At 45.4% G+C, this 24,915-nt stretch carries 24 protein-coding genes; 14 read left to right on the forward strand and 10 right to left on the reverse strand.

Translation table 11 applies throughout. The features are described 5' to 3' along the window. Positions 1-12: 12 nt before the first annotated feature. Positions 13-1,185, reverse strand: a complete 1,173-nt coding sequence (gene hmpA / locus OH455_RS14315) for an NO-inducible flavohemoprotein (protein ID WP_269981872.1) — start codon at positions 1,183-1,185, stop codon at positions 13-15. A 243-nt stretch (positions 1,186-1,428) separates the two neighbouring features. Between hmpA and norR the strand changes: the two genes are divergently transcribed. The 9 genes from norR (at position 1,429) to OH455_RS14360 (ending at position 10,972) form a co-directional block, all read left to right on the forward strand. Further along, the gene (gene norR, locus OH455_RS14320) at positions 1,429-3,018 is read left to right on the forward strand and encodes a nitric oxide reductase transcriptional regulator NorR (RefSeq protein WP_269981873.1); all 1,590 of its coding nucleotides are present in this window, start codon (positions 1,429-1,431) and stop codon (positions 3,016-3,018) included. A 102-nt stretch (positions 3,019-3,120) separates the two neighbouring features. Then, positions 3,121-3,480, forward strand: a complete 360-nt coding sequence (locus OH455_RS14325) for a glutaredoxin family protein (protein ID WP_269981874.1) — start codon at positions 3,121-3,123, stop codon at positions 3,478-3,480. A 20-nt stretch (positions 3,481-3,500) separates the two neighbouring features. Further along, entirely contained in the window at positions 3,501-4,121 is a 621-nt protein-coding gene (locus OH455_RS14330; protein WP_269981875.1) for an HAD family hydrolase, read from the forward strand. A gap of 94 nt (positions 4,122-4,215) precedes the next feature. Beyond that, positions 4,216-4,836 carry an NAD(P)H-dependent oxidoreductase gene (locus OH455_RS14335; protein ID WP_269981876.1) on the forward strand — a complete coding sequence of 207 codons (621 nt, stop codon included), beginning with the start codon at positions 4,216-4,218 and terminating at the stop codon, positions 4,834-4,836. Continuing rightward, positions 4,833-6,752 carry a monovalent cation:proton antiporter-2 (CPA2) family protein gene (locus OH455_RS14340; protein ID WP_269981877.1) on the forward strand — a complete coding sequence of 640 codons (1,920 nt, stop codon included), beginning with the start codon at positions 4,833-4,835 and terminating at the stop codon, positions 6,750-6,752. Before OH455_RS14335 ends, OH455_RS14340 begins: the two co-directional genes overlap by 4 nt. Positions 6,753-6,804: 52 nt before the next feature. Next, positions 6,805-8,139: an MATE family efflux transporter gene (locus OH455_RS14345; protein WP_269981878.1), complete on the forward strand. Its 1,335-nt coding sequence runs from the start codon at positions 6,805-6,807 to the stop codon at positions 8,137-8,139. 199 nt (positions 8,140-8,338) lie between these two features. Continuing rightward, a complete protein-coding gene (locus OH455_RS14350) occupies positions 8,339-9,262 on the forward strand; it encodes a DMT family transporter (RefSeq protein ID WP_269981879.1) in 924 nt (307 codons plus the stop codon). Between the two features lie 143 nt (positions 9,263-9,405). Then, positions 9,406-10,296 (forward strand): DMT family transporter, encoded by an 891-nt coding sequence (locus OH455_RS14355; protein ID WP_269981880.1) that lies wholly within the window; start codon positions 9,406-9,408, stop codon positions 10,294-10,296. 52 nt (positions 10,297-10,348) lie between these two features. Continuing rightward, positions 10,349-10,972, forward strand: coding sequence for a glutaredoxin domain-containing protein (locus OH455_RS14360; RefSeq protein WP_206370074.1), 624 nt, complete (start codon positions 10,349-10,351; stop codon positions 10,970-10,972). 55 nt (positions 10,973-11,027) lie between these two features. On the opposite strand, the gene OH455_RS14365 is transcribed toward OH455_RS14360, so the two are convergent. Together OH455_RS14365 and OH455_RS14370 are read right to left on the reverse strand one after the other, a co-directional pair. After that, complete coding sequence (locus tag OH455_RS14365) at positions 11,028-11,381, reverse strand: hypothetical protein (RefSeq protein ID WP_269981881.1); 354 nt, start codon at positions 11,379-11,381, stop codon at positions 11,028-11,030. Between the two features lie 63 nt (positions 11,382-11,444). Next, on the reverse strand, positions 11,445-12,623 hold the full coding sequence (locus OH455_RS14370; protein WP_269981882.1) for a multidrug effflux MFS transporter: 1,179 nt from the start codon (positions 12,621-12,623) through the stop codon (positions 11,445-11,447). 112 nt (positions 12,624-12,735) lie between these two features. On the opposite strand from OH455_RS14370, the gene OH455_RS14375 reads away from it, so the two are divergent. Together OH455_RS14375 and OH455_RS14380 are read left to right on the forward strand one after the other, a co-directional pair. Then, a complete protein-coding gene (locus OH455_RS14375) occupies positions 12,736-13,629 on the forward strand; it encodes a LysR family transcriptional regulator (RefSeq protein ID WP_206370071.1) in 894 nt (297 codons plus the stop codon). A gap of 111 nt (positions 13,630-13,740) precedes the next feature. Then, a complete protein-coding gene (locus tag OH455_RS14380; protein WP_269981883.1) occupies positions 13,741-15,600 on the forward strand; it encodes a sensor domain-containing phosphodiesterase in 1,860 nt (619 codons plus the stop codon). Between the two features lie 32 nt (positions 15,601-15,632). On the opposite strand, the gene OH455_RS14385 is transcribed toward OH455_RS14380, so the two are convergent. Both OH455_RS14385 and OH455_RS14390 read right to left on the reverse strand, forming a co-directional pair. Beyond that, on the reverse strand, positions 15,633-16,121 hold the full coding sequence (locus tag OH455_RS14385) for a hypothetical protein (protein ID WP_269981884.1): 489 nt from the start codon (positions 16,119-16,121) through the stop codon (positions 15,633-15,635). 30 nt (positions 16,122-16,151) lie between these two features. Beyond that, complete coding sequence (locus tag OH455_RS14390; RefSeq protein ID WP_219348756.1) at positions 16,152-16,664, reverse strand: nicotinate-nicotinamide nucleotide adenylyltransferase; 513 nt, start codon at positions 16,662-16,664, stop codon at positions 16,152-16,154. A 109-nt stretch (positions 16,665-16,773) separates the two neighbouring features. Between OH455_RS14390 and nadE the strand changes: the two genes are divergently transcribed. Beyond that, a complete protein-coding gene (nadE, locus tag OH455_RS14395) occupies positions 16,774-17,601 on the forward strand; it encodes an ammonia-dependent NAD(+) synthetase (protein ID WP_045974107.1) in 828 nt (275 codons plus the stop codon). Positions 17,602-17,660: 59 nt separating this feature from the next. On the opposite strand, the gene OH455_RS14400 is transcribed toward nadE, so the two are convergent. From OH455_RS14400 to OH455_RS14420, 5 genes are all read right to left on the reverse strand, one after another. After that, on the reverse strand, positions 17,661-18,329 hold the full coding sequence (locus tag OH455_RS14400; protein WP_206370067.1) for a LuxR C-terminal-related transcriptional regulator: 669 nt from the start codon (positions 18,327-18,329) through the stop codon (positions 17,661-17,663). Positions 18,330-18,497: 168 nt separating this feature from the next. Then, complete coding sequence (locus OH455_RS14405; protein WP_269981885.1) at positions 18,498-19,496, reverse strand: S1 family peptidase; 999 nt, start codon at positions 19,494-19,496, stop codon at positions 18,498-18,500. Between the two features lie 62 nt (positions 19,497-19,558). Then, positions 19,559-20,536: a S1 family peptidase gene (locus OH455_RS14410; protein ID WP_269981886.1), complete on the reverse strand. Its 978-nt coding sequence runs from the start codon at positions 20,534-20,536 to the stop codon at positions 19,559-19,561. A gap of 221 nt (positions 20,537-20,757) precedes the next feature. Next, the gene (gene gcvT / locus OH455_RS14415) at positions 20,758-21,876 is read right to left on the reverse strand and encodes a glycine cleavage system aminomethyltransferase GcvT (protein WP_269981887.1); all 1,119 of its coding nucleotides are present in this window, start codon (positions 21,874-21,876) and stop codon (positions 20,758-20,760) included. Positions 21,877-22,134: 258 nt separating this feature from the next. Further along, positions 22,135-22,758 carry a helix-turn-helix domain-containing protein gene (locus tag OH455_RS14420; RefSeq protein WP_045974111.1) on the reverse strand — a complete coding sequence of 208 codons (624 nt, stop codon included), beginning with the start codon at positions 22,756-22,758 and terminating at the stop codon, positions 22,135-22,137. Between the two features lie 382 nt (positions 22,759-23,140). On the opposite strand from OH455_RS14420, the gene OH455_RS14425 reads away from it, so the two are divergent. Further along, complete coding sequence (locus OH455_RS14425) at positions 23,141-24,436, forward strand: serine hydroxymethyltransferase (protein WP_206373389.1); 1,296 nt, start codon at positions 23,141-23,143, stop codon at positions 24,434-24,436. 37 nt (positions 24,437-24,473) lie between these two features. Beyond that, on the forward strand, positions 24,474-24,854 hold the full coding sequence (gene gcvH / locus OH455_RS14430; RefSeq protein WP_006961445.1) for a glycine cleavage system protein GcvH: 381 nt from the start codon (positions 24,474-24,476) through the stop codon (positions 24,852-24,854). The last annotated feature ends 61 nt before the right edge of the window (positions 24,855-24,915 follow it).

Below are 24,915 nucleotides of genomic sequence, written 5' to 3' on the forward strand. Positions count from 1 at the left end.
CCTTTATCAATCTTAAAGATAGGTATGAGGTCCAAACACTTCGTAGTGAATTCGATCTCTTGTCACACCCAATCCTTCTAACTGCTTAACCACCGCTTCCATAAACGCGACTGGTCCACAAAGATAAAAGTCAGCACTGCTTAACGGTAACTCGCGCTCCACTAAAGACAGGTTCATCTGTCCTTCGAAATGAGCCTGATCGTTTAAGTACCATGTAAACTGCTGCCAACCGCGCTGTGAAATCAGCTGTTCTGTTTCACTCTTGAAGGTATGTTGCTCAGCACTATTACAAGCGTAAAGGTACGAGACGTCTTTTTTATCAGCCGCAGCCAATGTTTGCAGCATCGACTGGATTGGCGTCGCGCCAACGCCGGCAGAAATCAGAACCACTGGCGCGTCTTTTTCTTGATAGTAGAAATCACCTGCCGGTGCATATAAATGAACGGTATCGCCTTCATTTACTTCGTCATGCATGAAATTAGACACCAATCCATTGTGTTCTCCCACTTCACGTTTAACAGAAATTCGGTAGTTTTTGCCATTCGGTTTCTGAGACAGAGAGTACTGACGAATTTCATTGTGCTCGCCTGCAGACGGCTTAACTTCAACACCAACGTACTGACCAGGGTTGTAATCCAACACATCACCACCATCCTTTGGTTCAAGTACAAAACTGGTAACGTATTCTGATTCAGGTTGCTTCTGTTTAACCACAAACTGACGTGCGTTTTCCCAGCCACCAATGGCTTGCTTACGCTGAAGATACAGCTCGCCTTCACGATCAATAAACACTTTGGCCAAGAACAGATATGCCGCTGTCCATGCCTCTTCTACTTCTTTGGTAAATGCCTCTGACGCCAATTCGCGCAAGGTTTCAATTAGGTGATGACCAACAATCTGGTAGTGTTCAGCTTGAATGTTAAAGCTAGTGTGTTTATGAGCAATACGTTCAACTGCTGATGTCAATGCTTCAAGGTTTTCAATGTTCTTAGCGTAAGCTGCTACCGCTTCAAACAAAGCAACACTTTGACGACCGGTTTTCTGGTGCGTCATATTGAAGATATCTTTAAGCTCTGGGTTGTGCGAAAACATTCGTTGATAAAAATGCTGTGTTAAAGCCGGGCCAGCATTTTCTAACAAAGGGATGGTACTTTTTACGACTTCGATATGTTGATTGTTGAGCATCTTGATTCTCTCCTCAGTGGGGGGTTATCTTTTCCCTTCTATGAGCACAATTGATGCCAAGTTTAAAAACTACCTAATTACTTGGATTTTATAGTATTATCCTTTGACATAATGTCATTATGACATAGTTGAATTATGTCTAAATGACTCTACAATATAATAATTACACATTCGTATTGGTTACTTTTACTTCACTGCATTTTCCACATAAGTAACCGACGCACTCTGGAGCTTAGCCTTACCATGCAAGACATTTCAGTTTCTACACTGATCGATATGACCATTGGCCTCGCGACGGGTCACAACGAACATGACCGATTCAATAAGTTGCTTGATGCGATTCGTAAAGCCATCCAATGTGACAGCGTCGCTCTACTATCTCTGCAAGGTGACACTTTGGTTCCACTTGCCATTCAAGGTTTAACAAGAGACACACTAGGCCGTCGTTTTAAAGTTGAGGAACACCCAAGATTCGAGGCGATCTGCGCATCAAAAACCGCAGTGCGTTTCGACGCTGACTGTGAACTGCCTGATCCATTCGACAACCTCCTTCTCGATTACGATGGTGACCTGCCGATGCACGCCTGTATGGGGTTACCTTTGCTATACTCGGACAAACTACTTGGCATCCTGACGCTTGATAGCTTAACACCCAACGTTTTTGACCAAATCCCTACTCGCAGTTTAGACGCCCTGTCCGCAATATTAGCTTCAACGCTTAAAGTGGCAATGACCGTTAACCAACTAGAACACCAAGCTAAGCAGACACAGCAAAGATTTGAAGAACTCAATGAAGATGCATGGGAGCGTGATGGAGGAGAAATCATTGGAACCAGCAGTAAAATGATCTCGTTGAAATCGGACATTGATGTGGTCGCTCCATCCAACTTTAACATTTTGATCAACGGAGAAACGGGTGTAGGCAAAGAGCTTGTAGCGCGTAGCCTCCACCATTTATCTCATCGTCGTAAGCAGCCCCTGGTCTACGTCAATTGCGCGGCTATCCCAGAAAGCTTGGTCGAAAGTGAATTGTTTGGCCATGTAAAAGGCGCCTTTACCGGGGCAGATAAATCACGCCTTGGCAAGTTTGCTCTTGCCGATGGCGGTACCCTATTTCTCGATGAGATTGGTGAACTGCCACTCGCGGCACAAAGTAAGATTCTACGCGCCTTGCAGAACAATGAAATCCAGCCAGTTGGGCAGGATAAGGTCGAGACCATCGATGTGCGTGTGCTTGCAGCGACCAATCGTGACTTAAAAGAAGAAGTCAGCGAAGGCCGTTTCCGTTCTGATCTCTATCATCGCCTCAGTGTTTATCCGATCAGCGTGCCGCCACTCCGACAACGTGAAGGCGATATCGTTTTGCTAGCGGGTTATTTTTTGGAGCAAGCTCGTCGTAAACTGGGAATAGTGCAAATAAAGCTCGGGAAAGATGCCCAACTCGTACTTTCGCGTTATAACTGGCCAGGTAACGTGCGAGAGCTGGAACATGTCATTAATCGCGCGGCTTTAAAAGCCCGAGCAAAGGGCAACAATGGCAAATTGATCACCGTATCCATTGACGATATCGGTGAGCTCCATTCTCTGCCCACCGAAAACTCGGTGGCGATACCAAGCCCTGCAAGGCAGATTGAAGCGATAAATGGAACTCAGGGGCTACGTGAGTCGACAGAAGCTTTTCAGCGAGAACTCATTACACTTGCGTTAACCGAAGCAGAATTCAACTGGGCTAAAGCGGCCAGACAGCTAAAAACCGACCGGGCAAATCTAACCAGGTTGGCAAAACGATTAGGTATTACTGTCACTAAGCAGCACAAGATAAGTACTAATTAACAATGAACTTGGTTACAATGCCAACGCTCATTATTAGAGATACAAAAGTGGGAGAAAACCCACATTAAAGTCGCTCAATTTGTTGTTTTTGAAAGGAAGATTATGAAGTTCATCCGTTGGTTCCTTGGCCGTGTTATCCTGTTGCTTAACTTTGTCTTCTCACCAAAAGGCGTGAAGCGTACGCAAGAAGACCAGCAGGCGGTCAATGAAAAAGCTCAGTCTCTTGCCCTGTATCAGTTTGAGGCGTGCCCATTTTGCGTCAAAGTTCGTCGTGCTATGAAGCGTCAGTCCGTTAATATTGAATTGCGAGATGCTAAATCCGATCCTTCTCACCGCTCAGAGCTCGAATCGGGCGGTGGCAAAATAAAAGTACCTTGCCTGAGAATCGAGAAAGAAGGCAAAGTAGAATGGATGTACGAGTCTTCTGATATTGTGGCTTACTTGGAGCAAGAGTTCGCCTAAATTACGCTAAGGAAAAGTTCATGGATGTGGTTGTGCTGGAAATTACCGAGATTAAAGCGATCGTCTTTGATCTGGACAATACTTTAGTCAGCTCAGACTTGGACTTTCAATGGTTACGAACACAAGTCGGCTGTCCCAAGGACGTCGACTTGTTGACTTTTATCGATGAGCTGGAGTGCACTCAATCTGCTCTAAGGGCCAAACAGTTAGTCCTTCAACACGAGCTGGATGATGCAGATCATTCCTCGCCTATGCCCGGCTGTCATAAGTTACTTGACTTCATCGCCAAACAGCAACTTCACACCGCGATCATTACTCGCAACTGTCAACAAGCTTCTCAGCGCAAGGTTGCCCACAATCAGCTTAATATTTCTCGTATCATCAGTCGCGAACATTTCCCACCTAAACCGGCTCCAGATTCACTTCTAGCACTCGCAAAAGAGTGGCAATTGGATTCGCAACAAATTCTCTACGTAGGTGATTATGTCTATGACCTACAGGCAGCAAGTAACGCGTGTATGCCGTCTTGTCTCGTGACTCATGGTAAACCGAGTACATTTACTCAACATGCTTCATTGACCGTGAATCATCTCAGCGATCTATTGGACTTGTTCTCAACTTTTTATCAACAAAAAAACTGAAACTATTTCATGACTTAGCAGAAAGTAACCAATGGTTAAAAGTTGATCTGTGTGCAACAATAAAGTTCTAAACCTAAGATCTGCGAACTGGATAATGTCAAAGAATAAAGTTTTAGTACTCTATGCCCACCCCTCTCAGCGACGCTCTGAAGTTAACCAACCACTGTTTAAAGCCTGTCATGCAGTCGAAGGGGTTACAGCGGTTGATCTGTATTACGAATACCCGACCTACAACATCAATATCGATCGTGAGCAACAACGTCTAATCGACCACGATGTAATCGTATTTCAGTTCCCACTTTACTGGTATTCAACACCTTCAATTTTAAAAGAGTGGCAAGACTTGGTATTGGAGTACGGCTTTGCTTATGGCCACGATGGCACTGCATTACACGGTAAGAAGTTTCTTTGTGCTCTCACTGCGGGGGGTCAAGAAGAAGCGTACCAAACAGAAGGATACAACCACTTCACCATACGTGAATTACTCCAACCTCTTGAACAAATGGCGACACTGACAGGTATGGAATACCTTGCTCCATTCGCTCTGTTTGGTGCACGTACCGCGAAAGAAGACGGTCGTATCAAAACACATGTTGAGGCTTGGCAAGCACTGTTATCGGCATTGGTTGAAGATAGAGTCGATTACGACAAAGCTGCAAAAGTCGAAAAGCTCTGCCACTGTTTGGATGAGATCATTGTAGGAGGTTTACAATGACTGGTTATTTCCTACAAGCATTTATCTATCTTGTTGCCGCTGTCATCGCTGTTCCTATTGCAAAACGACTTGGGCTCGGTTCTGTACTCGGTTATTTAATTGCAGGCGTCGTCATTGGACCGATCATAGGTTTAGTTGGAGAAGAAACAACCACCATCCAGCATTTTGCTGAATTTGGTGTTGTGATGATGCTGTTTTTGGTCGGCCTTGAGTTAGAGCCAAAGATGCTCTGGTCAATGAGAAATCGCTTGCTTGGCTTAGGAGGATTACAAGTCGGTGGGACAACAGCGGTCATCATGGGTGTCGCTTTACTGTTTGACCAACCATGGACTATTGCCCTTGCAATTGGTTTGATCTTCGCACTTTCTTCAACAGCGATTGTACTACAGACCTTTAATGAAAAGGGCCTCAACAAAACAGAGGGGGGGCAGAATGCCTTCTCGGTATTGCTGTTCCAAGACATCGCCGTTATTCCTATGCTGGCGTTTATCCCACTATTGGCACTCCCCGAGTTGGTGGAACAAGCTCAGGCGGCGGTCAGCAGTGCAGCCGATCACCATGATGAGCTCAGTTTAGTCACAGGTTTACCGGGTTGGGCGTATGCCTTGGTGATTATTGGCTCTGTTATTGGTCTGGTCGTTGGAGGACATTATTTAAGTCGTCCACTATTTCGTTTCGTCGCCAGTTCAGGGCTTCGCGAAATTTTTACCGCTACGGCATTAATGTTAGTTGTCGGTATCGCGGCACTGATGAGCTTAGTTGGTTTGTCCCCAGCACTAGGGACTTTCCTTGCAGGCGTGGTTCTGGCAAACAGTGAATTTCGCCACGAGCTTGAGTCCAACATCGATCCGTTTAAGGGCTTATTGCTTGGCCTGTTCTTCATCACCGTTGGGGCTGGCATCAATTTTGGTATCCTGTTCGACGACTTTGCACTTATCATCGGTTTAACACTGGGCGTAATGTTGCTAAAAGCGACCATTCTTTACGTGTTAGCGTTGATATTCCGTATTAAAAACAGCAACAAGTGGCTGTTTACACTCAGCTTGGCCCAAGCAGGCGAATTCGGTTTCGTCTTGCTTAGTTTTACGGTGCAGAATCATGTCATTCCACAAGATATTGCTCAAACTCTGTCACTGGTGGTCGCCCTTTCGATGTTCCTGACTCCGGGTTTATTTATCCTGTTCGATAAAGTCATCTTGCCAAGATTTGAGCTTGAGTCGAATGACCGTGAAGCCGATCAAATTGAAGAAAAGGGCACCGTCATCATTGCGGGTATTGGCCGCTTTGGACAAATTGTAAATCGATTACTTGTCGCTAATGGGGTCAAAACTGTGGTGCTTGATCATCAGGCTGCTCAAGTGGATGTCGTGAGACGTATCGACACCAAAGCTTACTTTGGTGATGCCACTCGGCCCGATTTACTTCACACCGCTGGTATTGAAGAAGCTTCTATGCTGGTTATAGCCATTGATAACCCAGAAACCAGCGTTGAGCTGACCAAGTACGTCAAACACACGTATCCAAAGGTCAAAGTGTTGGTCCGTGCCTTCGATCGAGGTCATAGCTACCTATTGCGGCAGGCTGGCGCTGACATTATCGAGTCAGAAACTTACCATTCTGCGCTTGAACTTGGAGCACAGGCCTTGAAATCTCTGGGATACCACCCATTTCATGTAGAGCAACAACGAACTGCGTATCGCCGAATTGAAGACAAGAAATCCGATATGCTTTATCAGGCTTGGGAAGATGACTCTGAAGGCGAACGATTTGATAACAACTACCGAAAACTCTTTATGCACCTCGAAGAGCAAATAAAACTGGCGATGAATACCGATCGCTCAGACAAACATGAGGGTGGTGAGCGAGGCTGGACACCGCCACCCAAAGGTTATGCTGAAGAGTTCAAGGAAGAATAAGTTGAGACCGGGGCACTGCCTCGGTTTTTCTTTTACAGAATGATTGAATGATATGACTGCTACAAACATTGAAAACTCCCCATCACTGGGTCAACAGCTGTTCAAAATGACATGGCCAATGCTATTTGGTGTCCTGTCTTTGATGAGCTTTCAGTTGGTCGACAGTGCTTTCATCGGCCAGCTTGGCGTACTGCCGCTTGCAGCACAGGGGTTTACCTTACCAATACAGATGATCATCATCGGCATTCAAGTCGGGTTAGGTATCGCAACAACCGCCGTAATCGCCAAGGCTATTGGGGCTAACAACACACGCTTTGCCCACCAGCTTGGCGGGTTAGTGATTGCCATGGGGACAATTGGTGTTGCGGTTATCTCTGTGTTTATTTACCTTATTCGAGTCCCGATCCTACAGTTACTCAGTGCTCCAGAAACCCTGGTTCCTGTAATTGACAGCTACTGGATATACTGGCTGATCAGTGCTTGGACAGGCGCTCTACTCTACTTCTTGTACAGTGTTTGCCGAGCCAATGGTAATACTATGCTGCCAGGCACAATGATGATGGTCACCAGTGTACTTAACCTAGTCCTAGATCCCTTTTTCATTTTTACTCTCGATCTCGGACTGAACGGCGCTGCCATCGCAACCATTATCGCCTTTGGTATCGGTATCCTGATCGTTGCACCTAAGGTCACACGCAAACATTGGATGAGCTTTGACTGGCATGATCTCAACATCGCGCAAAGTGTTAAGTCGATTGGTAATATCATGGGGCCAGCGATGATCAGCCAGTTGCTACCACCTTTGTCTTCGATGTTAGCCACCAAATTACTTGCAGGGTTTGGCACTGCCGCAGTCGCTGCTTGGGCGTTGGGATCAAGGTTCGAGTTTTTTGCTATCGTCTCTGTGCTTGCTCTTACGATGTCAATGCCACCAATGGTCGGTCGATTGCTAGGGGAGCGAAACATCACGGATATACGCCGACTCGTAGTCATCGCCAGCCAGTTTGTGATTGGACTTCAACTCCTGATTGCCGCCATTACCTGGCTATCAGCCGATTGGCTAGCTTCATTGATGACCAGTGAATCTCAAGTCACTGAGATTTTAATCTGGCATTTATTGATTGTCCCAGTCAGCCTCGGACCACTAGGCATCTGCATGCTAATGGTATCCATTGCCAATGCATTAGGTAAATCCTACACCGCCTTAACCATGTCAGCGCTGCGTCTATTCGCGTTCTTCTTGCCTTGTCTATGGCTGGGTGCACATCTTGGCGGAATAGAAGGGCTATTTTGGGGCTCTATGGTTGGTAACCTATTAGCTGGTATCTGTGCATGGCTAATGTATCAAAAAGCACTGAGGCAGATTGAAGCCAATCTTGAGCGATAAAACTGATTGCCTTTCCTCACTATGCTGGTTAATCTGGTTTTTCATCACTAAGGAATATCTCTGATGCAAATTTCGTTTACTTACCTTTGGCTCCTTCTCATTGCCTGTAGCCGGTAGGTAAACCTGTGCCTGGCTACGAGAAAACGTAGCCAGCCTAATTCTTCTCGTAGCCCAACTATCAATAAAGGATACGAGAATAATGACCGAAAACACCCAGACGATTCGACCTCCTGCTTTTCGCGCCACTCAAGTTGGCCTATTGCTGGCTCTAGCGGGTTGTCTACTCTTCTCCATTAAACCTGTACTGATCAAGATCGCCTACCAATACGGTGGTGACGCAACTTCTATCATGGCACTGCGTGCATTCAGCTCTCTGCCTCTTTATCTGGCCATGTTGGTGTATTTGTGTCGCACACCAGACAATCGTACCAAGGCCAAGCAACATGGCCTTAAAGCCGTGGCTATCGGTATCATGGGCTACTACATCGCCAGCTATCTGGATATCGCGTCATTGGAGTTCATCTCTGCTCAATTAGAGCGACTACTGATTTTCTTGTTCCCCACTTTTGTCGTACTCATTAGTTGGGCTCTGTATCAGCAGGTCCCAAGCCGTCGGGTCATTGTGACCACATTGCTTGGCTATATTGGTATCTCTTTGATCTTTGTCCATGACTTTAACGCCCTTGGCAGCTCTGTTTTATTCGGCAGCGGTCTCGCCATCATGTCGGCCTTAGTGTTCGCCTTTTATCTTGTGTGGAGTAAGCCGCTCATCTCTAGCATGGGTAGCTCTCTGTTCACGAGCATTGGCATGGGCAGTGCCGGAGTCGCAATCGTCATTCACCTGCTATTAAGTCAGGCCGAAATCTACAGTTGGAGCTCAGAGCTAATTACCATCGGCGTTACATTAGGTATTTTTTGTACGGTTGTTCCTTCCTATTTGATTGCGGCCGCGATGGCGCGCTTAACACCGACTCAACTGAGCCTAACCAGTAATATTGGCCCAGCGATCACTGCAATATCTGCAGTACTCGTATTAGGGGAAGCATTTACTGTCTGGCACGCTATGGGAATGACTTTGGTTGTATTTTCGGTTTACCTGCTCAATAAACCTAAAACCCACTAGCCCGTCATCGCTGGCGTCGCAATACCGTAAAAGGAAGCAGGCTGTTTCTTCAGTTTTTTTGATGAAGTACAACAAGATAGATAGATGACGTACTACCAAGAACATCGTATGATTCAGCCTACTATTTTTCTACCACGACTATTATGGCTTCAAGACCCCATCACCCTATACAAGGCGCAAGCTGGATGCTTACGGCTGGTTTAGCCTTTGCCTTGGTTAACAGCCTCGCTCAGGTCGCCAGTATTAATTTCGGCTTATCTTCCACGACTGTCGCATTGATCCAATACGCGATCGCTCTGGTTGTCATTCTGCCCTATTTAAAAACATTGGGCATTCGACATTCTCTGCGTACTCAACATCTCGGAATGCACATCTTCCGGGTATTTCTTTCTGTAATCGGAATTCAACTCTGGTTATGGGCCCTGGCTTATCCTGTGCCAATCTGGCAAGGAATAGCCCTACTGATGACGTCACCACTTTTCGCAACGGTTGGTTCGGGGTTGTTCCTTAAGGAAAAAGTGGGTATCGCACGATGGGGAGCCACACTGTCCGGATTTATCGGTGCTATGATCATTCTGGAGCCTTGGGCCGATGACTTCAGTTGGGCAGCACTACTCCCCGTAGGCGCCGCTTTCTTTTGGGCTTGTTATTCATTAATGGTTAAAAAGCTTTCTTCTGATGATTCTCCATCCACTATGGTGGTCTATCTCCTGATCCTCATCACCCCATTCAACATCTTACTCGCTATTCCTGACTGGCAGACCCCTGTCGGCGGCACCATCTGGATGGTGTTGTTCGCCGCAGGCGTACTGACAGCATTAGCTCAATGGGCTATTGTGAAAGCATACTCGGTTGCAGATGCATCGTTTGTTCAACCCTTTGATCATGCCAAATTACCATTGAATGTACTGGCGGGGTGGCTCGTATTCAGTTGGGTGCCACCTGGTCGATTATGGCTGGGCGCGGCGATCATTATCGTATCTGTTGCTTTTATTACACATTGGGAATCAAAAAAATCTCGCCAAATGAAATAAATATCCGCCATTACCGTTCTATTAACTAAAGGTAACTATGGGAGAGAGCTCTATGACAGATCCAATCAAATTAACACTCTATCGCTGGGGCGGCAGTTGGGGGCCGTTCAGTGTTAAAATTCCATGTGGTGAGTGCACACTAACAAAAGACATTCTTAAAGATACATTTGAGAATGAGTTAGCGGGTATCCCTGTAGAATTGGAAGTAAAAGATTGGCTCTCTCATTGGTGGGAACCTCTGAAAGTGGGTGCGTGGCATGCACCTATTCTGATGGTAGAAGGCAAAGTTGTCAGTCAAGGTGAAGCCTTAAACCGCGGTGTTTTGGTCCAATCGATCATTCAGGAATGGACCAAGCGTGATACGTTGAAAGGCAACATTGTTTACGGCAAAGCGACCTGCCCTTACTGTGTGAAAGCAAAGAAATTACTTGATGACGCTGGGATTGATTACCAGTATCACGATGTCGTTAAAGACAGCGCGGCTCTGTATCGCATGATCCCAGAAGTGAAAGCCATTATCGGTGAAAAAACACCAGTAACTGTTCCTCAGATATGGCTTGATGGTCATTACATTGGTGGCGCCGACAATCTACAAGCTTGGCTAGCAGAAAAAGGCTTAAGTAATGTGCCCGATAACGTGGTAACCATGGACAACAGCCAAAGCTCTGTTGGTTAAAAAGAAACAAAGCCCCAAATATGGGGCTTTGTTTTTATCGAAAACGTAAACTCGACTATTTTGCGCGTTTTGGTTGTTGGTATGTTTTACCTGCTGCCTGATAGGTATCTTTGCGCTTCACATCAAACATCACTTCAAAGAACCAAGCTACAAATCGAATCAAGTCATCGCCTTCATTCATCACATGCTCAACGTATTCTTGCTCTTCACCGTGATCGTTTTCTTGCATCGTCACATGGTAAATGCGTTGTTCACCGTCAACTTCTGCCAAAGCAAACTGACCTGTTAGAGACTGCGCCGCCTCAGCAACTTCTTCATTTTCATGTTGTTTCAACACTTCAAGTGCTTGTGGTAAGTTCTCTTTTGCACAAAGCGCAGTGACTAACTCTTCGAATTGTTTGTGTTCCATCGTCGACCTCTCAGATCGTCATTTCAATCATTGAGGCGCATTGTAGCAGGGGCTTTACTCCTTTCAAGCAAACTCTTGGCCTACAGCGCGTCTCACACGGCTTGAATACAGTACCATTGCCATTAGGCTCGCAGAGATCAGATAGACCATGCCTAACGCTAATTGGCTCTCTATCCAGTTTTCAACCAAGTATCCCCCCAACACACCAGCCAAACACATCTGAATAGCACCCGACAAGGCAGAGACTGATCCCGCTTGCCGTTTATGTGGTCCAAGCAACATGCTAATTGAGAGAGGGAAAGACAAGCCCTGCGCAATGGTCATCCAGGTAAAGGCCCAGATGATATTAAACAGGGTCAAACCTGTCACTATCAGCCAAGTACCAGACGCCATCATGATCGCTATCGCTAAGACCATCAGTTGATGCGCGTTCAAATAGCGATTGAGTACATTCAGCGCCAGCGTACCAATCAATAGTCCCGCGGACGGTATCACCATGACCGAACCATATTCGGCAGCCGTTAAGCCCAATTCATGCTGTAACATGAAAGGCATTACAGACAAAGAAACCATACAAGCAAGGTAAGTAATCCAGTTGTAGCTTGCGCTACTCAATACCTGTTTGTTGGTGATCAATTCTCCATAGTTTTTGACTACTTGGCCTACCTTGAATGATGTTCGACCGTAGTTCATGGTCTCAGGTAAGATGAAGTAACCCAGTGTAAAAATTGCGGCTAGGTAGACCAGAACAAAAATAAACACGGCTTCCCAACCCAGATAGAATGCTGCCCAGCCACCAAAGACAGGCGCGATCACGGGCATAATTGAGGCTGTAACAGACACATAAGAGAGAGCTTTGGTTAGCTCTGCGCCATCGTAGCAGTCACGCAGCACACTTCGGCCTAATACAGACGCACTGCCCGCCCCGAGACCTTGCAGAAGACGACCCAACGCCAATATCCATAAGTGATGAGAAAACAGCAAACAAATCACCGTCCCGATCAGGTATATCCCTTGGCCAAGAAGAAATACCGGACGACGTCCAATCGCATCCGACAGTGGGCCATAAAAAAGCTGTGAAACACCAAAGCCAACTAGAAACAAAGTGACGAGAAGTTGGACATCAGCTTGGTTAACCTGAAGCGTCTCACTGATCATGGGTAATGATGGTAGATAGATACTCACACCTACCTGACCCGTTGCAATTATCATCATCGCCAGCAGAATCGGCGTTCTCTTCATAACATCACCTCGTTTATTCTTTATGCAATTGAGTTTAAATTCGATGCTAATGAATGATAATATCCTCAATTGGAAACTAATTAGTTCCTATAAAGAATCAATTGGGGGAAGGATGGATTGGATTCAAAGTGTTCAAAGTTACATTCGAGTGGTCGATGAAGGCAGTTTCAACGGCGCCGCAAGAAAGATGAATACCACCAGCTCGGCGATCAGTAAGCGGGTTCATTGGCTCGAAGAACGTATTGGGGTGCAGTTACTGAAACGCACGACACGTACCGTAACTCAAACTGAAGCAGGGGCCCTATTCTATGAACGTGCAAAAGTTCAGCTCGAAGGCTGGCAATCCATTGTCGACGAAACCCGCTCGGTTAATCAGACACCCGCCGGGCTACTCAAGATTGGCGCAACCATTGCCGTCGGCTCTAAGTTTTTGGTCCAATACCTCGATGACTTTTTACAAATGTACCCGGAAATTCGCATCCAGCTCATCACTACCACCCCAGGTCAGTTGCCTGAACTTAGTTTGGATCTGTTTATCAGTCGAGAAATTGAGCAGTTGAATTCACTTAGCTTTAAGGCATCTGCCCTATTCGAACACAAGGCAGGATTCTACGCGTCACCAGACTATTTAGAAAAATATGGCGAACCTAAAACCATTGACGAGCTGACACAGCACAACGCGTTAGTATGGGGTGAACGTCCACAACGCGAAATCACCCTGACCAACGGAAAAAAAATTGTCCTTTCAGGCAACCTCGCCACCACCAATCCAGAAGCACTGTTCTATGCAGCAAAAAATGCTATGGGTATTTTGATCTCCAATGATGTCATGATCAAAGATGAAATCAGATCCGGCACATTAAAGCGTATTTTGCCCCGAATAACCGCTGATGAAGCAACAGTTTACGCCTATTATCCGAAGCTTGACTATCAACACACCCGAACGAAATTATTCTTGGACTATCTGAAACAGCGGCTAGCGAGAGAACAAATGCAAGACCATTAATACAAAAAAGTGGTTTTGATGATTTGAATTATTATGAGACCTGTACCATATTTTGATTGAACCAATACCAACAAATAAGTGATTTTGGTCACGACAAGGTAGGTTACTCAAATGGCTAGGTTACAACAACAAACCACATCGATGGATTTAGATGTGGTGAACAAAACGCTTCAACTCGATGGGCCTGCGTTACTCGACAAGGTCACGCTTGTACTACACAAACACTTTGAGTCCTTTTGCACCTGCATTATTGAAATTGATAAGTTCAATTCAAATGCGCAAACCTTGTCCCATGCGTGCAACAATACGTTAGGTCAAACCATCTCCTATGCCCTGCGGGGCACACCTTGTGAGCATGTCAGAAAGTCGGACCGCGATTATATTCTTTATGATAACAAGGTTGATCAAGAATACCCGCAAGACCCTTACCTCATACAGCACCAAATAAAAGCTTACTTGGGGGTACCAATAAGAACTCGCTCTGGAGATGTACTCGGTGTATTACTGTCTACGTTCAAAACCCCTATCGAAGACAGTGACGCACTCATTTACTACCACAAATTATTTGCTAACGTGGTGGTACATAGCTTGAGATCTAAATGGCTTGCTGCCCGCTCTGAGAGTTTGGTCAATCAGCTGAGTTACGAAGTCTCGCATGATAATCTCACTGGTTTACTTAACCGCAGTTTCTTGTCAGACAAACTAGAACGACTATCTGAAGAGCGGAAGGATGGATTTACACTCGCTTACGTCGATATTGATAGCTTTAAATCCGTCAATGACTTGTATGGCAATTACATCGGCGATCAAGTGATCAAGTTTGTCGCCAACGCAATTGAGTCCTCAATTCAAGACAGACAATTAGCATTTAGAATTGCTGGCGACGAATTCGCCTTCATCACCTACAACGGTGACCCGCTTGAAGTATGTCGGACTATTCTTGGCAAATTGGAGGGTGGTTACAAAGACTCGGCGCACAATATTAAAATTAGCGTCAGTATTGGTATTGCCAGAAAAACGGATCATAGACTGACCGCCGATCAGTTGATTCTTAACGCTAGCCTCGCGCTCAAAGATTGTAAGCGTTCAAGAAACTCTCAAGTCCAGTGCTACGATACTCATTTGAGTGCGCAATATTATCGACGAACCATGGTGATAGATGCACTTCGTAACGAATTGTCACCAGCCAACCTGAAACCCAGTGAAATCTACGTACTCGCCCAACCAATTGTGCGTTGTGATCAAGATAACTGGGACTACTTCGAAATTTTAGCACGCTGGGAAAGCAAAACTTTAGGTATGATTTCGCCTTTAGAGTTCATCGAAGCGGCTGAACAGTCTGGACTCATTGTAGAATTGGGAGAACGTATCATCGATCTCGCCTGCCAGGCGAAAAAAGAGCTTGAACAAGGTTTAGGGTATCAGGTTAAACTTGGCATCAATTGCTCGGCTCATGAACTCAATGATACCAATCGCTATCTAGCACATCTCACTTCAACCATTAGCAAATATGGTTTCAAGCCGAGTGAGTTTACCATTGAACTCACAGAAACCGTGCTTCTCTCACGCACCAGCGAAATAAGATTCATACTCAACCAGCTTAGAGTACTCGGTTTCACAGTGGCGTTAGATGACTTCGGTACCGGATATTCGAGTTTGAATTACATCCACAGTTACCCGATTGATTGTATCAAAATCGATGCCACTTTCATTCGTAACATGCTGTGTAACGAAACCTCTGAACACGTGGTCTGGCTCATCATTCAATTAGCGAAGCAGCTCAACGTTGAGCTAGTCGCAGAGGGTGTGGAAAGTAAAGACGCACTCGATAAGTTGCATGAAATGGGCTGCAACCAGATCCAAGGCTATTTCTACTCACGTCCCGAAAAGCCTCAAATCCTGATTGAGCGACAGGAAAAACTCACTATGTCCAATGAACCATCAACCGTGGTCAACATGTTCGACTCATAAAAAGCACTATGGGTGTCGTTAAACTGCTAGGTTTAGAATGGGAGTTCTAGCTGCATGATAACATCACGTTCGTAGTCATCATGCCAGCGATAATCCAACCTTAGCCTTGGCTCGCCTAGCTTCTTCTCGCCGAAACCAACACTTAACTGCAGCCCATGACTCATGATCCAATCTTCTGTCTCTGCAACATTGATTTTGTCTTCTAGTTCCGACGGAACCCAAACACCAATGCCAATATAATTAGAAGCAAGACTTTGACTCAGGATTGGGCTGGTCTCTGTTTGCAAAACCCAGTCAGCCCAGTATGAGGAATAGTCTGTAGAGCGCTCTTCCGATATCCACTCATCAAAAGCATCGAGTTTATTCGCAGTATATTGGATGCCATCGAGTAAAGAGAAACAGATCCCGCGTGAAGAATGAAACAACACCGAATCAGACGAATAGCCAGTATTATACAGCTCGCATGCGCCAGCAGAGGAAGACACTACCCCAATCATCAATATCAATGAGCGACCTTTCATTCACACCCCGAATAATTAGTACAGCATTCGTTAATAATACCCTTTTTCGGCTAACATTTGGCAAACTTTAGGCGTCGTCAGTGAATTAATGTTTTTTTTGTCACTTATTGCATTTCTCACGTCCGTACTACGGACCTTGACAGTTTCAGGACATGCCATCACTGACCATCGACTAAGTATTTCATCTGCTTTATAAAATTTAGCAAAATTAAATAGATTGTCAGGGCCAATGACAAAAGTAATGTCATATTCTGGGCACTGACGCTGCAATTCATTCAAAACTGCAAAGGTTGTGACACTTTGGTTTGGTTGATAAATCGTTTCTTCAACTCGACACCGTTCAACATTACTAGGTTGCAGATCTTCGATAAATGCATCGACCAATTCACATCGAGCTTGGTAGTCAAGCATTGCTTTCCCCCAAGCATGAGAAATACTCGGCAGCAGTAAAACCCGATCGAAATGGGTCAGTGAGTCGATCACACTCTTGTGGCCAAGCGTCGGTGGGTTAAATGCGCTGCCGAATACTGCGATTTTGTTCATTTTCTTTCCTGATGATTGTGAAATCACTGTTCACCGTGTTCAAATCTGTTCAATTAGGTATGATATTACCATTATTTTTGAAAATCATTGCTTGCAGGAAGGAAACATAATGGAACAGCTAATTCGCGACGAGATGCGTGTATTGCCATCAATCGACCCACAGTTTGAAATATCGCGTCGTGTCGAATTTATTAAGCGTAAATTGCAGGAAGCAAAGTGCAAAGCGTTAGTGCTTGGTATCAGTGGCGGAGTCGATTCAACAACCTGTGGCCGCCTAGCACAGCTTGCCGTCAATGAACTGAACGAAGAAACGGATGGCGGCTATCAATTTATTGCTGTTCGTCTGCCCTATGGCGAACAAAAAGATGAAGACGAAGCACAAATCGCGCTTCAGTTCATTCAGCCTTCACACTCAGTATCGGTTAACATCAAAGCTGGTGTAGATGGCCTACATGCCGCTTCACATCAAGCGCTAGCGCACACAGACCTCTTACCCAAACAAGCCTCTAAGATCGATTTTGTAAAAGGTAATGTGAAAGCTCGAGCGCGCATGGTTGCTCAATACGAAATTGCTGGGTATGTCGGGGGGCTAGTACTTGGTACTGACCACTCAGCGGAAAACATTACTGGTTTCTACACCAAGTTCGGTGATGGTGCCTGTGACCTAGCGCCATTATTTGGTTTGAGCAAACGTCAGGTACGTGAAGTCGCAGCAACATTAGGAGCGCCAGAACTTCTTGTTAAAAAGACACCCACCGCCGATCTAGAAGAACTGGCCCCGCAAAAAGCCGATGAAGATGCGCTCAACCTTACTTACGACCAGATTGATGACTTCTTGGAAGGAAAGCCAGTGTCACAAGAAGCATCAGACAAACTGATCGCCATCTACAAAGCGACACAACATAAACGTCAACCAATTCCGACCCTATACGACTAATAACAAACGGGAGCAATTCAGCTCCCGTTTTTAAATCACGACCCTAAAACTAAACGCTTTTAAACTCTTTCTTCGAGTGCAATGTTATTATTCGCCCACAATAGTGCCTGAAGACGGTTCTTAGCATTAATCTTCTTAAAAATATTGTGTAGGTGGGTTTTCACTGTATTCTCGCTAACAAACAACTCATCGGCAATTTGCAGATTGGATGCACCATGGCCCAGCAAGCGCATAATTTCTTTCTCACGCTTGGTTAAGTTGGCGTAAGCTTGCGATGTGGTTACATTGTTCGCACAACGAAAATGCTCAATGTAATCTTGAGCGACTTTGCGCGACAACCACATTTCATCCTGCATGATTTTTTCCATACCTTTTAACAGTAAAGAAATGTCGTCATCGACATAGAAAACCCCGACGAGATTTCGCCATTTAAAAAGTTGTGTCGAAGGCACATCTTTCGGACAGTTAATCACAATTTCCTTTGAGTTCTTGCTACTTAGAGAGCGAATGTGGCTATAGAAATCAAATCTCTCGTCGTCAAGATAGTGGTAGTCAAACAGAATGTAATCGCCAAGAACGGCACTCTTACCTTCACATTCTTCCAGCGTTTCAATCGGAACAATAGTGACGTCCAATTGAACGCCTTGCTCTAAAGAATCTTTAAACAATTTGGATTGCATGCTCACGTCTGAAAGAAAGGTTATTTCGTGGGTACATTTATTTGCCATCTGCGAACTCTCCGGCTCAACTTATTCTGTCATTTAAAACTATCGTTTAGTTGTAAATAGTCAACACAGTAAATCATTGATAGCGATTCAAACGCACAATTTATCGTCTTTATTTTAGATACTTACCACTTAGTCTCATTTTTGAGATTCGGTTTATATATCTCGTATCTATTTGAATAGGCGAGTTAGGATGCCTTTTCTCCTTGAATAAATCATGCCCATGGACAGTAAAACGACAAGGTTAAGGGTTCCGCCACTACCACCCTCAGACGTCGCACTGGTGTAACTGCCATTGACATTGCTGTTCAAAACCCGGACCCCATTGACGGTCGTCACATAGTACTTTGGTGTGACTTGCCCGTTAACAACACTGTTTATCCAACCGATGTAATCATAGACATCAGTAAACACGGAAGTCACGTTCAGTGACGCATCCCCACACGTACTCGGTCCGAAGCTAGTAATACCAATCTGAATGTACTGACTGCCATCATACCAATAGACTGGCCCACCTGAATCACCATTACAGGTAGAGTTTTGCAAGCTGCCAACCAGTGGTCCACCAAAACAGATTTGTTTATCTGTCACCTTACTGTATTGGGTTTGACAGCTCGCCAGTGAGATATATTCCAGCGACGTTTCCAACAACCGAGTACCATTCGAACCATCCTCTATCAGGCCATGGCCTATTGCTTTGTAATCTGCTGGGCTAGGAAAGTTATTGTTTAACGTCGTATTTAACAGTGAAGAATAATCGGATACAGAAAGTGCGGTTTCGAGTTTAATAATCGCGATATCGTTAGGCCAAAGTTCTGACGCTGAGTCAACATAATCATCCGGATAATAAAACTCTGAAGCTTGCGCCTGCTGAGTGGTGAGAAAATTGGATTCATCCTCTAATTGGGGCACCACAACCGTGTATAACATGGTACTTTCATTACCGTAAATGCAGTGAGCTGCGGTCAACGCGTATTGGCTGTTTATCATTGTCGCGCCACAATAACTAGAGGTGCTGTAAGTGTTTCCGTTGCGGTAAAAAAGGCTGGCAAAAGAAGGATAATTAACGATGTTTGCGTTGCTCCCGTTAACAATATAAGGCGAGACATCAAACGCCATTAATCGGGAGCTGAGTAGTATCAGGCTAAGAAACCAAATTGAATTTTTCACATTCCCGTCTCCCTTTCGTATCCGTCAACGTTAAGTTTAGCTCACGAAAGGACAAACGGTATCTAACTTGTTAACTTCCTTCTGGAAAAAGCGCCCAGTATTAACAATAAAGACAGATAGCCCAGTGAGCCACCACCGCCTCCACCACTGCTGTCGCTAGTGCTTTGCACTGTGTTGTCGACGAGAGAACGTGTACCACCATTGCTCGTAGAAACATAATATTTAGGAGTTTGCCCACCAGAAATTACACTGCTGATCCATGAATTATAATCGTACACTTCTGTAAATACACCGGTGGCGGGCTGAGAAGGATCGCCACAAGTTTCAGGGCCAAAGCTGGTAATGCCAATCTGAACAAACTGACCACCATCATGCCAATAGACCGGGCCGCCTGAGTCACCGTTACAGACTGCGTTCTTGTACGAGCCATTTTGGACACCATCAAAACACAGCTGCTTATCGGTAGAACCACACACTGATTTATCTTCTAGCTCCAAACTCGTTTCCAGCAAGGTGCCACTCGAAGCCACATTGCCTTGAATCAAACCATGCCCTACCGCCTTGAACGAATTCGTTCCATTGTTCAATGCGTAGCTATCATTTTGTGTGGTATTCAGAAGATATTGATAATCCGAAATATTGAGTGGGGATTCTAGTTTGATAATAGCGATATCGTTGGGCCACCTTTGCGCTTTAGAATCGACATAATCATCAGGAAAATAGAACTCTTTCGCTCGAGAGGCTTGAAAGCTCCCGCTTGGGTACTGACTCTGATCTGTTAACTGGGGAACCACCCAAGTATGCAAATTCTTGTAACTCTCATTGTAGATACAGTGTGCGGCGGTCAACACATATTGAGAGTTAATGACCGTCGCTCCACAAAAGTTCCCATACTGACTACCATCATTAAAATACAAACTGGCAAATGAAGGGAATTCATTGATATCCGCAGCGGTGCCATTGACAATATAGGGGGTCACATCCAGCGCATAACTCTTGGACACAAGCAATAGAGGCAAAAGTATGGATAGCTTTCTCATACAGGTTTCCATGCACATTTAAATCAAACAGCAATGGTACCCATCAGAAATTCTTCAAGTCGAGTAATTTAAGATCGTCGAGCTATCTTTTCCTCAAAAATGTTAACTTGCTTGAAACTATGACGCTAAAAATTTAACTATCAGTTAAAGTGTGAGGCTGCAAAAGAAAAAAGCCCACCTTAGTGAGCTTTTCAATAACGAGACTATCTTATGGGCTGTCACTAGCCGCGGTAGTAACGTTGAGGTACAAATGGCATTTTTTCAATCGTCATCGGCAGCTTTTTACCGCGAACGTCTGCAAACAGCTCCGTACCAATAGCGGAGAGGTCAGCACGTACATAGGCCATCGAAACGGGCTTACCTGCGTTTGGACCCGCTGTACCGCTGGTAACAACACCAACTTTATTGTCATTAGCATCAAACAGCTCCGTACCTTCACGCACTGGCGCTTTCGTCTGCCCCACTAGGCCAACACGCTTACGTGACACATCTTTCGTTTCAATCTGCTTAAGAATGATATCGGCACCGGGGAAACCGCCTGCTCGCTCACCATCTATCCGGCGAATTTTCTGAATGCCCCAAAGAAGGCTTGCTTCTACAGGCGTTGTTGTTGTATCAAGATCGTGTCCGTATAAACACAGGCCACACTCTAGACGAAGAGAATCACGTGCACCGAGGCCAATCCACTCCACTTCTTCTTCTGCTGTCAGCTTCTGTGCAAGCTCTTCAGCATGGGTGTTCGGAACAGAGATTTCGTAACCATCCTCACCCGTATAACCACTGCGGCTGACGATGCATTCGACACCTAGGATGTCTAACTTCTTCACATCCATAAATAGCATCTCAGCCACTTCTGGGTTGAAACGTTTCAGCACATCAACGGCTTTAGGGCCTTGAAGAGCCAGCAATGCGCGATCATCGATGATCTCTAGTTCAACACCTGCAGGTAGGTGAGCTTCAAGGTGATTGATGTCTTGCTCTTTACATGCAGCGTTAACCACAACAAAAAGGTGGTCACCTAGGTTTGCCACCATAAGGTCATCCATAATGCCGCCTTCTTCATTGGTAAAGAAAGCATAGCGCTGGTTACCCTGTGGTAAGTCAATGATATCAACAGGAACTAACGACTCAAGAAATGCCGCGGCACCTTCACCGTGCAAACGAAGTTGCCCCATGTGGGACACATCAAAAAGACCCGCAGCGTCGCGAGTATGCAAGTGCTCTTTCTTTACACCCAGCTTATATTGGACTGGCATGTCATAGCCTGCGAAAGGAACCATTTTCGCACCAGCTTCCACGTGAAGTGTATGAAGTGGTGTTTTGAGTAGATCTTGAGTCATTGTTGTCTCCATTTAATCAGGTTCGTTTTCCGTTCAAGGAAACCTTGTTTCCAATAATAAACACGAGTGGAGAATTTTTGCACCATTAACCGCAGGAGAACAGTCCAAAGTGTGACATTTAACATCATATTCACATTAGAAGGCACCAAAAGAAAACGCCACCCCAGACTGATAAAGCCCGAGATGGCGCTATTGTACTCATCCAAATCCCAATAGCAAACGTTTGCCTTCACTATAGGAAATTGTATTTAAATCATGTTATTTAGCGGTCACCCACAAAATATTGGCATCCTGCTCGCTGGTTGAGATCAGCATATGACCCATATTCGCGTCATAGTAAACGCTGTCTCCTTCACTCAACTCCACCGGTTCATAAAACTCCGAATAGAACATGACAGAGCCAGACAAAATCAGCAAAAACTCTTCACCGTCATGACGAACCCAATCACCGTATTCCTCAAAGTTTCGAGCATGCACTTGGCTTTTAAAAGGCATCATCTTTTTATTGGAAAGCTGAGTCGCTAACAGCTCGTGTTCGTAGGTCGGTGTCGGGTGAGGTTTCCCCTGCAAATTTTTGGTGATATCCCTACGCCCTGTTGCCACCTTTTTTCTAGGTGGTTCAAAGAGTTGTGGCATATCTATTTGCAATCCAAGCGCCAACTTTTGCATCGCCTGAAACGTAGGAGAAATCTGCTCGTTCTCGATCTTACTTAGGGTTGAACGAGCGAGACCAGTACGTTGACTCGCCTCTTCTAAAGTGATCCCTAACTTACCGCGAATATCCTTGATTCTCTCACCCAATTTCAGGGGCTCGATATTTTGATCGGCGGCCTCTTTTGCCAGAGTCAAAGATGGGTACTCATCATAGATATCTTCGGGCATGCTTCCCTCTTATTAAACGTCCACTTCCTGTTTCATTTTCATTGTGCACCAACCCACTCAGAGAGGAAAGATAACAATAGGAAATAAAGCGTGCTCTTTGTAACATTTTTAGAAACCATGTTTCCAATAGGAAATTTTTGGTTGATTGTTCCTTCGACAACCGTTATGTTACCAACTTGTTAGTTGTAGAGATGCTATTTCCGAACTGGCTGATAAAGTGATTTAACAGTGAGAATCGGCTTTTCCCCTAGATTTTGACACATCACTTTGGGGTATAGAATTCACCCTGTCTTCAGTTTTGAGGGCAGAAAATAGAAAGAGGACTAACGAGAGCGATAACCCTATTAATAATCTCGTTAGCGCGAATGGAAGGTCATCTACCATGAACAACACTTACCAAAATCACAGCCTAGAGAACTTTTTCTCGACGAATCTTGCTGCTACAGACGACGCGGTTTTCGCTGGTATCCAAGCGGAAAATACCCGTCAGAACGAACAAATCGAGCTCATTGCTTCAGAAAACATTGTTTCTAAAGCCGTTATGCAAGCTCAAGGCACTTGCCTAACCAACAAATACGCAGAAGGTTACCCTGGTCGTCGTTACTACGGCGGTTGTGAGCATGTTGATACCGTAGAAACCATTGCCATTGAGCGCGCTAAACAGCTGTTCAAATGCGATTTCGCGAACGTTCAACCTCACTCTGGTGCCCAGGCAAACGGTGCGGTTAAACTGGCTCTGCTTCAACCTGGCGATACCATTCTAGGCATGTCTCTCGATGCGGGCGGCCACCTAACTCACGGTGCGCGACCTGCTCTTTCTGGTAAATGGTTCAATGCCGTTCAGTACGGTGTGGATCGTGAAACCCTAGAAATCAACTACGAAGACGTTCGCGCTCTGGCACTGGAGCACAAACCCAAAATGATCATCGCTGGTGGTAGTGCTATTCCGCGTACTATCAACTTCGCTAAGTTCCGTGAAATCGCAGATGAAGTCGATGCGATTCTAATGGTTGATATGGCGCACATCGCGGGTCTTATCGCTACAGGCGCTCACCCTAGCCCACTGCCACATGCACACGTTGTAACCACAACGACGCACAAAACATTACGTGGCCCTCGTGGTGGCATGATTCTGACTAACCACGAAGACATTATTAAGAAAATTAACTCAGCGGTATTCCCAGGCCTTCAGGGTGGACCTCTGATGCACGTTATCGCAGCTAAAGCCGTCGCATTCGGTGAAGCGCTAGGCCCAGAATTCAACACTTATATTGATTCAGTGATCAATAACGCAAAAGTTCTAGCAGAAGTATTGCAAACTCGCGGTTGTGACATTGTGACTGGCGGCACCGACACGCACTTAATGCTGGTTGACCTTCGCCCTAAGGGCTTGAAAGGTAACAAAACCGAAGAAGCACTGGAGCGTGCGGGGATCACATGTAACAAAAATGGCATCCCTTTCGATTCAGAGAAGCCTATGATTACATCGGGCATCCGTTTAGGGACGCCTGCGGGTACAAGCCGCGGCTTTGGCGCTGAAGAATTCAAACTCATCGGTAACTGGATTGGCGATGTACTGGATGGATTGGTGAACAACCCTGAAGGTGACGCAGAAGTAGAGCAACGCGTTCGCAAAGAAGTGAAAGCGTTGTGTAATCGCTACCCACTTTACCAATAAACAATTTAATCAAATTTATATTTTTGGAGATGAAGCAATGGACAACACACTGAAGTTTGCAGATAGCCACGAGTGGGTACGTGATAACGGTGACGGCACAGTAACTATCGGTATTTCAGAGCATGCACAAGAAATGCTAGGTGACGTTGTATTCGTAGACCTACCTGAAGTTGAAGCAGAAATCGAAGCGGGTGACAGCTTCTCTTTGGTTGAATCTGTAAAAGCCGCTTCAGATATCTACGCGCCAATCACTGGTGAAATTCTAGAAATCAACGAAGAGTTAGAAGATAGCCCAGAGCTTATCAACGAAGAACCTTTCGAAGGCGGTTGGATTGTTAAGGTGAAGATGTCAGACGCATCAGAGCTAGACAATCTGAAAAGCGCAGAAGAGTACCTAAACTCGATCGAAGACGAGTAATTAGGACCCGTTTAAAGCTGCCCCCAACTGGGAGGCAGCTTTTTTTCAAAGTTCGGACGTA

The organism is Vibrio sp. T11.5 (assembly GCF_027587155.1).
In the GTDB taxonomy this organism is placed as follows: Bacteria; Pseudomonadota; Gammaproteobacteria; order Enterobacterales; family Vibrionaceae; genus Vibrio; species Vibrio neptunius.

Coding starts and splice junctions, on each gene's coding strand:
- nadE (WP_045974107.1), top strand. CDS start 16,774: ATGGAACAGCTAATTCGCGACGAGATGCGTGTATTGCCATCAATCGAC.
- OH455_RS14370 (WP_269981882.1), bottom strand. CDS start 12,623: ATGAAGAGAACGCCGATTCTGCTGGCGATGATGATAATTGCAACGGGT.
- gcvT (WP_269981887.1), bottom strand. CDS start 21,876: ATGACTCAAGATCTACTCAAAACACCACTTCATACACTTCACGTGGAA.
- OH455_RS14410 (WP_269981886.1), bottom strand. CDS start 20,536: ATGAGAAAGCTATCCATACTTTTGCCTCTATTGCTTGTGTCCAAGAGT.
- OH455_RS14350 (WP_269981879.1), top strand. CDS start 8,339: ATGACCGAAAACACCCAGACGATTCGACCTCCTGCTTTTCGCGCCACT.
- OH455_RS14400 (WP_206370067.1), bottom strand. CDS start 18,329: ATGGCAAATAAATGTACCCACGAAATAACCTTTCTTTCAGACGTGAGC.
- OH455_RS14330 (WP_269981875.1), top strand. CDS start 3,501: ATGGATGTGGTTGTGCTGGAAATTACCGAGATTAAAGCGATCGTCTTT.
- OH455_RS14365 (WP_269981881.1), bottom strand. CDS start 11,381: ATGGAACACAAACAATTCGAAGAGTTAGTCACTGCGCTTTGTGCAAAA.
- OH455_RS14340 (WP_269981877.1), top strand. CDS start 4,833: ATGACTGGTTATTTCCTACAAGCATTTATCTATCTTGTTGCCGCTGTC.
- OH455_RS14390 (WP_219348756.1), bottom strand. CDS start 16,664: ATGAACAAAATCGCAGTATTCGGCAGCGCATTTAACCCACCGACGCTT.
- norR (WP_269981873.1), top strand. CDS start 1,429: ATGCAAGACATTTCAGTTTCTACACTGATCGATATGACCATTGGCCTC.
- OH455_RS14335 (WP_269981876.1), top strand. CDS start 4,216: ATGTCAAAGAATAAAGTTTTAGTACTCTATGCCCACCCCTCTCAGCGA.
- gcvH (WP_006961445.1), top strand. CDS start 24,474: ATGGACAACACACTGAAGTTTGCAGATAGCCACGAGTGGGTACGTGAT.
- OH455_RS14380 (WP_269981883.1), top strand. CDS start 13,741: ATGGCTAGGTTACAACAACAAACCACATCGATGGATTTAGATGTGGTG.
- OH455_RS14355 (WP_269981880.1), top strand. CDS start 9,406: ATGGCTTCAAGACCCCATCACCCTATACAAGGCGCAAGCTGGATGCTT.
- OH455_RS14425 (WP_206373389.1), top strand. CDS start 23,141: ATGAACAACACTTACCAAAATCACAGCCTAGAGAACTTTTTCTCGACG.
- OH455_RS14375 (WP_206370071.1), top strand. CDS start 12,736: ATGGATTGGATTCAAAGTGTTCAAAGTTACATTCGAGTGGTCGATGAA.
- OH455_RS14420 (WP_045974111.1), bottom strand. CDS start 22,758: ATGCCCGAAGATATCTATGATGAGTACCCATCTTTGACTCTGGCAAAA.
- OH455_RS14345 (WP_269981878.1), top strand. CDS start 6,805: ATGACTGCTACAAACATTGAAAACTCCCCATCACTGGGTCAACAGCTG.
- OH455_RS14360 (WP_206370074.1), top strand. CDS start 10,349: ATGACAGATCCAATCAAATTAACACTCTATCGCTGGGGCGGCAGTTGG.
- OH455_RS14385 (WP_269981884.1), bottom strand. CDS start 16,121: ATGAAAGGTCGCTCATTGATATTGATGATTGGGGTAGTGTCTTCCTCT.
- hmpA (WP_269981872.1), bottom strand. CDS start 1,185: ATGCTCAACAATCAACATATCGAAGTCGTAAAAAGTACCATCCCTTTG.
- OH455_RS14325 (WP_269981874.1), top strand. CDS start 3,121: ATGAAGTTCATCCGTTGGTTCCTTGGCCGTGTTATCCTGTTGCTTAAC.